The organism is Psychrobacter sp. WY6 (genome assembly GCF_018448495.1).
Classification (GTDB): Bacteria; Pseudomonadota; Gammaproteobacteria; order Pseudomonadales; family Moraxellaceae; genus Psychrobacter.
Genome location: NZ_CP049902.1, coordinates 3,291,352 through 3,305,083, shown reverse-complemented (window position 1 = coordinate 3,305,083; position 13,732 = coordinate 3,291,352). Strand labels below are relative to the sequence as shown.

At 45.2% G+C, this 13,732-nt stretch carries 11 protein-coding genes and 2 pseudogenes; 1 reads left to right on the top strand and 12 read right to left on the bottom strand.

Features of this window, described 5'->3' with window-relative positions:
- Positions 1-3: 3 nt before the first annotated feature.
- The 12 genes and pseudogenes from G7Y90_RS18225 to exaC form a co-directional block, all read right to left on the bottom strand.
- Positions 4-366, bottom strand: coding sequence for an oligopeptide/dipeptide ABC transporter ATP-binding protein (locus G7Y90_RS18225; RefSeq protein WP_284143776.1), 363 nt, complete (start codon positions 364-366; stop codon positions 4-6).
- Positions 305-973 carry an ATP-binding cassette domain-containing protein gene (locus tag G7Y90_RS16590; RefSeq protein WP_284143775.1) on the bottom strand — a complete coding sequence of 223 codons (669 nt, stop codon included), beginning with the start codon at positions 971-973 and terminating at the stop codon, positions 305-307. The genes G7Y90_RS18225 and G7Y90_RS16590 overlap by 62 nt, the downstream gene beginning before the upstream one ends.
- Entirely contained in the window at positions 970-1,980 is a 1,011-nt protein-coding gene (locus tag G7Y90_RS16585; RefSeq protein ID WP_250162966.1) for an ABC transporter ATP-binding protein, read from the bottom strand. The genes G7Y90_RS16590 and G7Y90_RS16585 overlap by 4 nt, the downstream gene beginning before the upstream one ends.
- 72 nt (positions 1,981-2,052) lie before the next feature.
- A complete protein-coding gene (locus tag G7Y90_RS16580; protein WP_087814459.1) occupies positions 2,053-2,967 on the bottom strand; it encodes an ABC transporter permease in 915 nt (304 codons plus the stop codon).
- A gap of 142 nt (positions 2,968-3,109) precedes the next feature.
- Complete coding sequence (locus tag G7Y90_RS19375; protein WP_284143774.1) at positions 3,110-3,319, bottom strand: ABC transporter permease subunit; 210 nt, start codon at positions 3,317-3,319, stop codon at positions 3,110-3,112.
- Positions 3,285-4,127 carry an ABC transporter permease gene (locus G7Y90_RS16575; RefSeq protein WP_284143773.1) on the bottom strand — a complete coding sequence of 281 codons (843 nt, stop codon included), beginning with the start codon at positions 4,125-4,127 and terminating at the stop codon, positions 3,285-3,287. The genes G7Y90_RS19375 and G7Y90_RS16575 overlap by 35 nt, the downstream gene beginning before the upstream one ends.
- Before the next feature lie 195 nt (positions 4,128-4,322).
- On the bottom strand, positions 4,323-4,589 hold the full coding sequence (locus G7Y90_RS16570; protein ID WP_250162965.1) for a hypothetical protein: 267 nt from the start codon (positions 4,587-4,589) through the stop codon (positions 4,323-4,325).
- Between the two features lie 99 nt (positions 4,590-4,688).
- Positions 4,689-5,957, bottom strand: coding sequence for an ABC transporter substrate-binding protein (locus G7Y90_RS16565; protein WP_250162964.1), 1,269 nt, complete (start codon positions 5,955-5,957; stop codon positions 4,689-4,691).
- A 456-nt stretch (positions 5,958-6,413) separates the two neighbouring features.
- A complete protein-coding gene (locus G7Y90_RS16560; protein WP_250162963.1) occupies positions 6,414-8,057 on the bottom strand; it encodes a GMC family oxidoreductase in 1,644 nt (547 codons plus the stop codon).
- A gap of 190 nt (positions 8,058-8,247) precedes the next feature.
- Positions 8,248-8,580, bottom strand: a complete 333-nt coding sequence (locus G7Y90_RS16555; protein ID WP_250162962.1) for a DUF779 domain-containing protein — start codon at positions 8,578-8,580, stop codon at positions 8,248-8,250.
- A 206-nt stretch (positions 8,581-8,786) separates the two neighbouring features.
- Entirely contained in the window at positions 8,787-9,815 is a 1,029-nt protein-coding gene (adhP, locus tag G7Y90_RS16550) for an alcohol dehydrogenase AdhP (protein WP_250162961.1), read from the bottom strand.
- 97 nt (positions 9,816-9,912) lie between these two features.
- Positions 9,913-11,435 (bottom strand): annotated as a pseudogene (exaC, locus tag G7Y90_RS16545) (acetaldehyde dehydrogenase ExaC).
- A gap of 290 nt (positions 11,436-11,725) precedes the next feature.
- Here exaC and G7Y90_RS16540 point away from each other — a divergent pair.
- Positions 11,726-13,647: pseudogene (locus tag G7Y90_RS16540) on the top strand (DEAD/DEAH box helicase).
- Positions 13,648-13,732: the final 85 nt, after the last annotated feature.

Sequence of the window (13,732 nt, the reverse complement as noted above, 5' to 3'; positions counted from 1 at the left end):
CGCTTACCCATATATTTCTTCCAAGCGTAAACAAGCCACCAATCGACCATCCCATTCGCGCAGTTGTGGCTCTATCTCACTACATTGCTGCTTGGCATATGGGCAGCGTTTGTGCAGGGCGCAGCCACTGGGTGGATTGAGTGGGCTTGGTAACTCACCTTGTAGGGTCAAATCATTCTTATGACCATTTACCGTTGGCGCGGCAGCCAACAGAGCGATAGTATATGGATGTTTTGGCGCGTTATAAATTGCTTCTTTCGGGCCATGCTCAACTGCCTGACCTAAATACATCACCATCACATCATCAGCGACATGACGTACGACCGACAGATTGTGTGAGAAAAACGTAAGCAGTACGATACTCATCCTGCAAATCCATAAATAGGTTCAAGACTTGCGCTTGAATCGATACATCGAGCGCGGAAGTAGGCTCATCAGCGACGACGATTTTAGGATTGAGCATCATGGCACGGGCGAGGGCAATACGTTGGCGCTGACCCCCTGAAAACATATGCGGATAGCGGCCAGCATGTTCGGGGCGTAGACCAACATTTCTCATCATCTCGTTGATTTTGTCACGCTTGTCGTCTTTAGACAGTTTGGTATGGATATCTAATGGCTCAGTCAACTGATAGCCAATAGTATGGCGCGGATTTAAGCTACCATAAGGGTTTTGGAAGACCATTTGAATTTCTGTACGCAGCTCTTTTAGCGCTTTTCTGCTATAGCCAGTGGTGGCTTCATCGTTGATAAATAGCTCGCCATCAGTAGGCTCTTCGATGAGCGTTAGCTGGCGGGCAAGGGTGGATTTACCACAGCCTGACTCACCCACGACGGCCAGCGTCTTGCCAGCTTGTAGCTCGAACGACACACCATTTAAAGCCTTAACATATGCTTTTGCTTTACCCAAACCTTGAGATACTGGGTAGTGCTTGTGTAGATTGTCTGCTTTTAGGACCACTTTATTACTCATACTTGTGACTCCAAGGTAGCAGCGTGAGAGGTAGATAGGTGAGAAGGCAAGCTGGGTAGTTCTGGATGAATACAGCGCACTTTGCCAGTAGGTGTATCTAATATGGGCGGCGGCACTTCACAGGCAGGCTCTTTGTACGGGCAGCGAGGAGACAATAAGCAACCACTCGGGCGATCGTATTGGCTGGGTACGACACCGGGTAAGCTGTTCAGACGGTCTTGACCGATAGCCAGCTCTGGAATGGCTTGTAGCAACGCCTCAGTATAAGGGTGAGCAGGGTTTTGGAAAATCTCCGGCACGGTACTGGTTTCGACCATTTGTCCGGCATACATGACCGCGACATCACGCGAGTTTTGCGCGACCAAACCCAAGTCGTGGGTAATCAGTATCATCGCCATTTGTTTTTCGCGTTGCAATCGGCTTAGCAAGTCCATGATTTGCGCTTGTACCGTGACATCCAGTGCAGTGGTTGGCTCATCTGCGATCAGAAGCTTTGGCTCACAAGCAATTGCCATCGCAATCATGACCCGCTGACTCATACCGCCTGATAACTGATGTGGATAAACCTTGAGTCGATTTTTGGCATCGGGCATCTCGACCAGCTCTAACAGCTCTAAGATACGTGTCTGTACGGCTGAACCACTCAAACCAAGATGCTTGCGTAAGACTTCGCCCAGTTGCATCTCAACCGTAAAGCTTGGATTTAAGCAAGACATGGCATTTTGAAAGATCATTGAGATATCTTTGCCAATGATGCCGCGTTTTTCTTTGGCTGACATACTGAGCATGTCTTTATCATCGAACATAACGCGCTTGGAACGGACAGTTGCAGAGTGTGGTAGTAGCCCCATCAGTGCCATCATAGTGACCGACTTACCCGAGCCAGATTCACCCACGACTGCGATGACTTCGCCTTGTGTAATCTTTAACGACACATCATCGACTGCACGAAAAGCGCGCACACCTTGCCCGAAAGTCACTGAAAGATTTTCAATATCTAGCAACAATGGTGATTCTTTTTTGATGCGTCATTCATAGAAGTGTGAGTGGTAGGCGTTTTAATTAATGGTTCAGTCATCTTAGGTCACCTGCTTTAATTTGGGATCTAGCGCATCGCGTAGGCCATCACCAGTCAAGTTAATCGACAATGCGGCTAAGAAAATAGCGACACCGGGCCAAATAGCGAGCCAAACATTACTCTGAATATACTGACGTGCTGTACCGAGCATCGCGCCCCATTCTGCATCGGGTGGCTGAACACCAAAGCCTAAGAAACCAATTGCACCTGCTTCTAAAATAGCAGACGAGAAAATCATCGTCGCCTGCACGATGAGCGGTGCCATACAGTTGGGCAAAATGGTGATAAATAACAATCTAAGCACACCAGCGCCCATCACTTGTGAAGCGATAAAATACTCACGCTGTAGCTCTACCATTGCAGTAGCACGAGTCAGCCGAATAAAAGGTGGCGTACAGACCAAGGCGATCGTAATAATCGTATTGGTCATAGAAGGCCCTAAGATAGCGGCAATGATGATCGCCAACAGTAAGCTCGGGTAAGACATCAAGATATCATTGACCAGCATGACAGCTTTGCCCCAAACTTTGGGCCAAAATGCAGCACTAAGTCCTAATGAAACACCGACTAACATGGCAAGAGTCGTCGCGCTCAGACCGATAAATAGAGAATAACGCGCGCCATACATCACCCGAGACAAGGTGTCTCGTCCAGCATCATCCGTGCCCAGCCAAAACATGGTATTGCCGCCATCCAGAAAGGCAGGCGGCAACTGCTCTTGACCAGTAAATAACTCGTAAGGGTCATGGGGCGCAATGGCAGGCGCAAGGATGGCAATAATGACCATCAATGCCAGTACAATAAAACCAAGCACCGCGCCTTTATTTCGGCAAAACGTCGATAAAAATAGCTGCCAAGATGACGGCGGTGTGGCGGCCATAAGATTGACATCAGAGGGAAGAACAGAAGGCTTCATAAGCAGTTCCTATAGTGGCTAGCGCGTTGAAAGTATGTAGAGTTCCATTTCTAGCAATCATTTAAAATGTGCTAAAACTTACTCAAGACCATACAAACACCAATAACCACTATTTATAATATGAGTATTTATCAATGTTAAATTAAGAAGTATGTCGAATACGCGGATTGATCAGACCATACAAAATATCAATAAATAAACTAACCAAAATCAGGGCAGTGGCGACTAATAAGATACCGTTTTGCACGATAGGATAATCACGAGTGAAAAACCCATCGAGCAGCCAATTACCAACACCTGGCCAACTAAAGATAGTCTCAGTGATAATAGCCCCCGCGAGCAAGGTCGCCATCTGTAAGCCAATCACAGTCACCACAGTAATCAAGGCATTGCGCATGACTGTGTACCAATATCACGCGGCGCGGCGATAGGCCTTTGGCGCGCGCTGTACGCACGTAGTCCTCATCTAACACCTCTAGCATCGCCGAGCGTGTCATGCGTGCAATCATTGCGAGTGGTATGGTCGATAAGGCAATAGACGGTAGGATAAAGTGTTTGACCACATCCCAAAATGCGCCAGGTTCTCCTGATGTTAAAGAGCCAAGTAGCCATGATCCATATAAAGGTTTGACGTCTAAAAACTGCGCGACAGATATGACACCAGCGACGGGCAACAGGCCGAGATAATGGGCGAATATACCAGTCAGGATAGGCCCCAATAAATAGATGGGCATAGAGTAGCCAGCCAGCGCTCCGGACATTAAAGTGTAGTCAATCCATGTACCACGTCGTAGCGCGGCAAAGATACCTAAGCTCACACCGACAACACTGGCAATAACAATGGCACACAAAGCCAGCTCTAAGGTTGGTACAAAATGAGCAAAGAAGTCTTGTAATACCGGAGTACGAGTACGAAAGGATTGACCAAAATCACCAGTCAATATTCCAGTTAAGTAATCCCAATATTGGACAATGAGGGGTTTGTCTAAGCCAAGTCTTTCTAACGCGCGAGCATGTAGCTCTGGATCGACCATACGCTCACCCATCATAATCTCGACAGCATCTCCAGGGACGAGCCGAATTAGGGTGAATGTCGATAGCGTTAAGCCAAGATAGACAGGAATTAGAATGGCAATGCGACGCAAAATATAAAGTAGCATGGGCTGCTCAATTCAATAGTTGTGGTTCAATCGTTTTAGATCGATGAGTAGAATGTTGGCAGAGATGAGAGAGTCGGTGGCAAAATGCTTAATAAGGCGCTTAACTCATATAAATATGGCTGGAGCAGAGTGTCTGACCCAGCCGAATATAAATTAAACAATCATGCATGTCTTACCGGACGTCATCAGCTCAGGTTATTCAACCTTTACACCATCGAAGCGTATTGAGCCAAGCGGACTAATTTTATAATCGACTACGTTTGGTGCGGTGAATACCGTGACCACCGAATGCGCCATTGTTGTCCAAGGCAGCTGCTCTTTGAATATCTGCTGAGCTTGTACATAGTCGTTGACGCGCTCATCTTGATTGGTAATCTGACGGGCGTTAGTCACCAAAGTGTCAAAGTCTTTATTACACCAGCGTGAGTAGTTATTGCCACCGACCGCATCACAAGATAGCAACGTACCAAGCCAGTTATCAGGATCCCCATTGTCACCAGTCCAGCCCGCTAGAATGACATCAGGCTCACCTTTAGCAGCGCGGTTTAGATACTCGCCCCATCATCGTCGCTTGGTATCGACACCAATTTTTGCCCAATCTGCTTGTAGCATTTCAGCCATGAGTTTGGCATTAGGATTGTATGGGCGTTGAACGGGCATATACCATAGATTAATGGCAAGTTTGTCCGCGCCTGCTTCTTTGATAAGGGACTTGGCTTTTTCCACATCATAAGGCGCATCTTTGATAGATTTGTCGTAACCCCATTGTGTGGGCGGCATTGGATTGGTTGCTTTGAGACCTTCGCTTTGATAAACCGCATTGATAATAGCGTCTTTATTAATTGCCATGTCTAATGCTTGGCGAACTTTAAGGTCGCTAAGCTTTGGTTTTTCAACGTTATAGCCGACATAACCGACGTTAAAGCCGGGTTGATCGAGAACGGTGGCCTTACCAGATTTTTTGACAGAGTCAATTTCGGCAGGTTTTGGATAAGCGGACACATGACATTCACCTGCTTGCACTTTTTGCGCACGCACTGCTGAATCTTTGGTGATGACAAACACGAGATTATCAATATGAATATCATCTTTGTTCCAGTAGTCTGGATTTTTGGTATAACGAATTTGCGCGTCTTTTTGATAAGAAGTAAAGACGAAAGGTCCTGTACCAACGGGTTTGGTGTTGATATCAGCAGCATTACCAGAAGCCATTAACTTTTCTGCATACTCAGCAGAATCGATATAAGCGAAGGGCATCGCTAGGTTCTGTAAAAACGGCGCATTAGTTTCGCTTAGGGTGATTTTTACGGTATTGTCATCAACTTTTTCGATATTGGAGATAATATCAGGTAGCCCCATACCGACCGAATAAGGGAACTCAGCAGGATAGGCTTTATTAAATTCAAACTCTGGATTGGTGATACGCTCTAGGGTAAAGACAATGTCATCTGCGTTGAAATCACGGGTTGGCGTAAAGTAATCGGTCTTACCATATTTAACCCCTTTACGTAGGTTAAAGGTATAAGTCTTGCCGTCTTCACTAATATCCCAGCTTTCGGCTAAGGCTGGCTGAATCTCAGTACCATCTCTTTTGAATTCTACTAAGCCGTTGTAGATGGGAAAGGCGCTCGCATCAAAATCTGTACCTGCAGTGTATTGTGCTGGATCGAATCCAGCCGGACTACCTTCTGAGCAATAAAGTAAGGTTTTGGCTGCTTTAGCATCTGAGCTGGCAGCAGATTCATCGGTGGTTTTGTTGTCGCCGCTACAGGCACTGATGCCTAGAATAACTGTCGCCAACATCGTCAGTTTGAAGAGTGATTTTTGCATTATTACATCCTATGTAATGATAAATAGTCGCCAATATATTTATAAGATCGTTTTTGACCTATAAATATAATGAGCGTGCTTTTAATTCCCTTTAAAGCAATTGTTTATATCGTGTTTTTGATATGCAAAATAAAAAATATTTCAGGTTGTATTAACCATTATTCAGATTTGCAAAAAATATCGATATAAATAAGTGGTTTAAATATACTCTGTTCAACAGTGGTAATGCAAGACATCCGTAAGGTAATTTGATAGAAAACGTTCTGTTTTACTATCTTTATTGCCGAATTTGTTAGAGTTTCTCCTTATTTTAGAAATGCTGCTAAAATAACCACGAAAAAATATGGGTTAAACTTTTATACAATCTGCTTATTTTCATTTTATTGAATATAAAGTTTCAGTAAATAAGCTTCTTAAATAAAAATATTAATTATAAGATGCTTAGCTTCCCATATTTTATGGCGTGACTCGTTCGATATGACCGTGATTTGCTTTGATAAGGTCTGCGAGTTTTTCGGCAATCATAATCGTTGGCGCATTGGTATTACCGCTGATTAAAGTCGGCATGATTGAGGCATCGATGACCCTTAAGCCATTTACGCCGCGTACTTTTAATTGCAAATCAACCACTGAATCGCTGTCTGAGCCCATACGGCAAGTGCCGACAGGATGATAAATGGTATCTGACTTGTTGCGAATATAGCCGAGCATACCGTCTTTTTCGATATAGGGGGCAGGGTAGTCTTCAGTAATATATTTGGCGATGGGTGATTCTTGCATGATGGCGCGCGTACGCTCCGCGCCTGCAATCATATATTCCACATCTTTTGGGTGTGAGAGGTAGTTTGGATCAATCAATACCGCGTCTGAGGGGTCGGCGGAGTCCAGTCTGACTGTACCGCGGCTGTCAGGGCGTAGGTAGCAACTGTGACAAGAGACCGCAAAGCCACGTCTGAGATCACGACCGTGTTCAATCACGCGGGATATGACAAAGTGCAGTTGGGTATTTGGCCACTCTTTTGGGTCGTCACCGACACTAAAGAAAGCGCCCGCTTCAGCATAGTTGGTAGACAAGAGGCCTGTACCATTCTTTCTCCACTGCCGAATACTTTTGGTCAATGTCGAAATTGTCGCCATACCAATACCGATGACGTCAGTGGTATTGACCTCGTAATCAAAAACGACATCTAAGTGATCTTGTAGATTACCACCAACATCGGGCGCATCTACCACGACGTCGATGCCATGCGATTGTAGATGCTCAGCAGGTCCAATACCTGACAACATCAGGACTTTGGGTGAGCCAAAAGTGCCCCCAGATAATATCACTTCATGACGCGCCATAACCGCATGCTCGACGCCATCTTTTTCATAAGCGACGCCAACGGCTTGTTTGTCTTCAAAGATGACGCGGTTGGCTTGGGCGTGGGTGATGACGGTCAGATTTGATCGGTTTTGTACTGGATGTAGATAAGCCGCTGCCGCAGAGCAGCGTTGACCTTGTTTTTCGCCATGAAAGTGGGTGACTTGATATAGCCCTGTACCGTCTTGCTTTTCGCCATTAAAATCTTGATTATGATCTAAACCATTGGTGATGGCGGCTTCTACGAATGCTTTGGAGATATCACGCGGACTCAGTAAGTCACTTACATGCAGCGGTCCGCTATCACCATGTAGCTCGCCGCTACCATGAATATTATTTTCTGCTTTGATAAAGTAGGGCAGTACATCATCAAACCCCCAGCCAGTACAGCCTTGTTCTACCCAACGTTCATAATCGAGCGCACTACCACGCGTATAAATCATGGCATTGATAGCGGATGAACCGCCTAAGCATTGACCACGTGGTTGGAAGCCACGGCGGTTGTTCAGATGCGCTTGCGGCGTGGTGTGAAAGCACCAATTATTCAGTTTCAGCGGCTTGCCTGGCACCATCAAAATCAGTCCAGCAGGGACACGGACAGCAAGGTCTTTGCCTTCACCGCCATATTCTAATAAGCAGACACTAATGTCTGGGTTTTCTGTTAATCGGCTAGCAAGTACGCAGCCAGCTGAACCACCACCCACGATGACGTAATCAAATTTTTTATCAAATTCCATTTTACATTCCTTCTAGCATCCATGCTGAGTAAAACGTGCTCGTTAAAACGCGTTTATTGAAATAGGGTACGCATTACAGTATCTATTATTTTGCTGGAATAATAAAATAAAAATGACTAAGGGGTGTTTATCGATCAACATATGGCATGGCAAAACAATACTAGGTCGTTAAAACGCTGGTGGATGCTATTTAAACTAATACAGCACATATCTCTGAACGTACGATAAAGCGCTTACCTTCTGGTATTTCAAGCGAAAAACTGGCTCCGCGTCCATCGACCACATCTATTGTTAGATCGGTATGTTGCCAGAGCTTATGCTGAGCTTTACCCATATAAAATGGACAGCCAACCAGCTCACCGATGAGTACGTCTTGTCCGCCTACTTTAAATTCGCCCAATGGATAACACATGGGTGAACTGCCATCGCAGCAGCCGCCTGATTGATGAAACATCAGCTCACCGTGCTTAGATTTTAGTAAGTCGATTAATGCTTTGCAGGACTCTGTCGCTGTGACGTTCATAATGATTTCCTTATCGTTAGACCCGAACGGATGTCCTTCATAATCATACTGAGTAGAAAATAAAGGGTCGCATCATATTCACTCACATGATTTATCATATGTGGTTGAAAACGATACGACCCTTTACTGATGATTACTCTAGCCAGTCATTGAGACGGTGTTACGAGTCTCAAAATGTCATAAAACATGTGGCTAGATAATGGTTGCTACAGACTATAGTCAATGACAATGCGACCTTCGATTTTGCCATCACGCATACGATCAAAGATATCATTGATATTTTCTAGTGGTTCAGCGGCAACGGTGGCTTTTACTTTGCCTGCTGCTGCCATGTCTAGCGACTCTTGCAAATCGAGACGCGTACCAACGATTGAGCCACGAATGGTAATACCGTTTAAAACAGTATCAAAAATAGATACTGGGAATTCGCCCGTTGGTAGACCATTACAGACCAAAGTACCACCACGTCGTAACATGCCTAATGCTTGATCAAAGGCTTTTGAAGATACTGCTGTCACGAGCGCACCGTGAGCACCGCCGATTTCTTTTTGTAGATATTCAGCAGGGTCAGTATTTTTCGCATTGACAGTGACTTTGGCACCCAGTTTTTTAGCGAATGCCAGTTTTTCATCATCAATATCCACAGCAGCAACGTTCAATCCCATCGCAATGGCATACTGAACTGCCATATGTCCCAGTCCACCGATGCCTGAAATGACAACCCAATCGCCTGGCTTAGTATCGGTCATTTTAAGACCTTTGTAGACCGTAACACCTGCACACAACACTGGTGCAATTTCAGTAGAGTCAACGCTTTCAGGGATGATACCGACATAGTTGGCATCTGCTAGTACATATTCTGCAAAGCTGCCGTTTACAGAGTAACCAGAGTTTTGTTGGCTTTCGCATAAAGTTTCCCAACCACCTAAGCAATGGGTACAGTGTCCACAAGCAGAGTAGAGCCAAGGAATACCGACTCGGTCGCCTTCTTTGACATGGTGGACATTTTCACCAACGGCGGTGATAAGACCAACGCCTTCGTGACCTGGGATAAACGGTGGGCTAGGTTTCACTGGCCAATCGCCCTCAATGGCATGCAAATCGGTATGACAGACACCTGATGCCTGCATTTTTACAACGATTTGACCAGCACCTGCGGTTGGAATATCTACTTCTTCAATTTCTAAGGGTTGTCCGAATTCATGCAGCACGGCCGCTTTCATTTTATTACTCACGTTGTAACTCCTTGTCATCGTTCTTTACATTAAGATGCTCGGCGAGCATCGAGGTCGCACTTTACAGTTTTGCCATAAAGTGCTTTGAAAAACAGAATTAAAAGAAGCCCATCGCTTTAGGACTATAAGAGACCAGCATGTTTTTGGTTTGTTGATAATGATCAAGCATCATCAGATGGTTTTCGCGGCCAATACCAGATTGCTTGTAACCGCCAAAGGCTGAATGCGCAGGATAAAGGTGATAACAGTTGGTCCAAACGCGACCAGCTTTAATGCCACGACCGAAACGATATGCGCGAGTGCCGTTACGCGTCCAGACGCCAGCACCAAGACCATATAATATCATTGGCGAGCGCCATCGCTTCTTCATCATCTTTAAAAGTGGTGACGGCAAGCACAGGGCCAAAGATTTCTTCTTGGAACACGCGCATATCATTAGTGCCTTCAAAGATCGTTGGCTGCACATAATAACCGTTTGCCATATCCCCATCATGTTTAGCAAGTTCACCGCCTACAAGGACTTTTGCGCCTTCTTTTTACCAATATCAAGATAAGATAGGATTTTTCTAACTGATCTGAGCTGGCTTGCGCGCCAATCATAGTCTCAGTATCGAGCGGGTTGCCCATTTTGATGGCTTTCACGCGGGCGATACAGCGTTTCATAAACTCATCATAGATGCTTTCGTGTACGAGGGCGCGTGATGGGCAAGTACAGACTTCACCTTGGTTGAGTGCAAACATCACTAAGCCTTCAACCGCTTTATCTAAGAAGTCATCGTCTTCATCCATAATGTCAGCAAAGAAGATATTTGGGCTTTTGCCGCCCAGCTCTAGCGTGACCGGAATGATATTTTCACTGGCGTATTGCATAATTAAGCGACCAGTGGTGGTTTCACCAGTAAAGGACACTTTATCGATACGCGGGTTGGAAGCGATTGGTTTACCGGCTTCTACGCCAAAACCGTTAATGACGTTTAGTACGCCTTTAGGTAAAATATCCGCCGCGCCTATGATGTCAAGCATGTATAAAACAGAAGCTGGAGTTTGCTCGGCAGGCTTGAGGACGATACAGTTACCCGCAGCAAGTGCTGGGGCGATTTTCCAAATCGCCATTAGAATAGGGAAGTTCCAAGGAATGATTTGACCGACGACGCCTAGAGGCTCATGGAAATGATAGGCAACGGTGTCTTCATCAATTTGACTAATGCCGCCTTCTTGTGCGCGGATAACGCCCGCAAAATAACGTAAATGGTCGATGGCGATTGGAATATCAGCGGCAAGGGTTTCGCGAACTGGTTTACCGTTTTCATAGCTTTCAGCGATAGCGATTGCCTCTAAATTGGCTTCGATACCATCAGCAAGTTTGAGCAACATATTAGAGCGATCAGTGACACTAGTTTTGCCCCATGCGTCTTTTGCTGCATGAGCCGCATCTAGCGCCGCTTCGACATCGGCAGCTTTAGAGCGCGCAATCTGACAGAAGGTTTTACCATCGATTGGACTTGAGTTGTCAAAGTATTCACCATCGATTGGTGCGACCCACTCACCATTGATGAAGTTGTCATATTTTTTGCGGAATTGAACAGGACTATTTTCAGTATTGGGATAGGCGTATAACATTAACGACTCCTTGTTGTGTATTATGGCTAGTTAAGAACAAACGACTTAAGCATAAATATTTGGCCATCCTGACCAAGCTATGACCCTATCGTACTGAGCTTTAGCGATGAGCGATAATGACTTTTTATAATGATATATTTCGTATCGTATAACTTTAAGTTATGTGGCTTATCAGGGTTAAAGTCGTCCGCGAAACGGATGTAGCTGCTATAATTGTTGGCAGCTTTTTCTCTTATTATTTGCTCTTAAGCTGTTTTTCTTATTACTATTAACTTAATTGGTTTAGATATATGCGTCAATCTTCTGCTCTTGATATCTTAAAAACGGGTCAAAATGTCTTTTTGACTGGCTCAGCAGGTTCAGGTAAGACTTATACTCTCAATCAATATATCGACTACCTGCGCGCGCGCCGTGTGCCTGTCGCCGTCACTGCGAGTACCGGTATTGCTGCCACACACATGAATGGCACAACGATTCATAGCTGGTCCGGCATCGGTATCAAAGATGAGTTAAGCGACCGCGACTTGACTACGTTATCACGCAAGCAGTTTTTGGCAGACCGACTAAAAGATACCGCGGTATTGGTCATTGATGAGATATCGATGTTGCATGCTAAGCAGCTCAATTTGGTCAGCCAAGTACTCAAGCATGTCCGCAAAAATGACAAAGCCTTTGGTGGCATTCAAGTGGTCGTGGCGGGCGATTTTTTCCAGCTGCCACCGATTGGTAGTAAGGGTGAAACCAACCGTGAAAAATTTGCCTTTATGTCTGAAGCGTGGCTTGATGCCAAGTTCCATATTTGCTATCTGTCTGAGCAACATAGGCAGGTTAGTGAAGCGGCAAATGGCGGGCTTGATTTGGACGATATTCTCAACCAAATTCGTCGTCAGGAAGTCACTTTTGAATCGATTGCCGCGCTGGAGGCGACTTTTGACCAAAATGTCGATATCAAACGTACCCGTCTTTATACCCACAATCTCAACGTTAATAGTATCAATGATAAAGAGCTTGCGGCGTTAGAGGGCGAGATGATGCGCTTTACCGCCACATCTACGGGCGACAGTAAACTGGTTGAGACCCTTAAAAAGACCGTCCGTACCCAAGATGATTTGGTATTAAAAGTCGGTGCCAAGGTAATGTTTATCAAAAACAATACCGAACTTGGCGTGTCCAACGGTACGATGGGTGAATTGATTGGTTTTGCCGCTGTTAAAATCGATGATAGCAAAGACAGTAGTGACGATTTAATCGAAGACGATGACGACAGTGCTGAAAGTGAGAATGATAAGAATGTAAAAGGCAAAAGTAAAAAAGCCATAAAAGAAAAACCAAAATCTAAAAAGCCAACGACGCAAAAAATGCCCGTGGTTCGGCTCAATTCAGGGCGTGAAGTTGTCGCTGAGCCTGAAGAATGGATCATCGAAGATGAGACGGGCGATGTGCTCGCAAGCTATGAGCAAGTGCCATTATGTCTAGCTTGGGCGATTACCATTCATAAGTCGCAAGGCATGACGCTTGAAGCTGCTGAGATTGACTTATCACGTACTTTTGAGTTGGGGCAGGGCTATGTGGCATTATCACGATTAAAGTCGCTGGCAGGTTTGCAGTTGCTGGGTATGAACGACATGAGTTTGCAGCTTGATCCGCTAGCACGCGGCGCGGACAAACGGTTTTTGGTGCTGTCCGATGAGGCTGATGCCAATTATTCAATGCTTGATGAAGAGCATGACGCAGGCACATGAGAAATTTTTTAAAATCGGGCGGTACGCTGAGTAAGTCAGTGATTGACGCTTACTCCACTTTGCAAAAAAAGCGCCGCGAGCAACAACAGGCGCAAATAGACAAAAAACAGAAACTGGGCAATCAAGTTTCAGATAAGTCGGACAGTACCTTGCTTGCGACGCGATTATTATTAGAGGAAAGCTTGTCGATTGCAGAAATCTCGCAAGCCCGTCAGCTTTCACAATCAACGATTATGCGTCATATTGCTGATCTAAAATCACAAGATCAAAGTCTTGCCTGCGATCACTTGCGTCCAGAGGATGAGGTGATGACTGCTGTTGGTAATGCTTATGTCGCCATCAAGGTTGCCAATAATCCAAACGACTTTAATGATGATGGTAGTATCAAACTGCGCCCGATATTTGATTATCTTAAACAAAGTATCGACTACAACACCATTCGCTTAGCACTGATTTTTATAACGCCTTAATGCCGAATGGCGTCTTGATACTGAGTATGACAATTCAGGGTTCAAGCATTCACCAAAGCCATTTAGCTTTTATATAACAATTCTT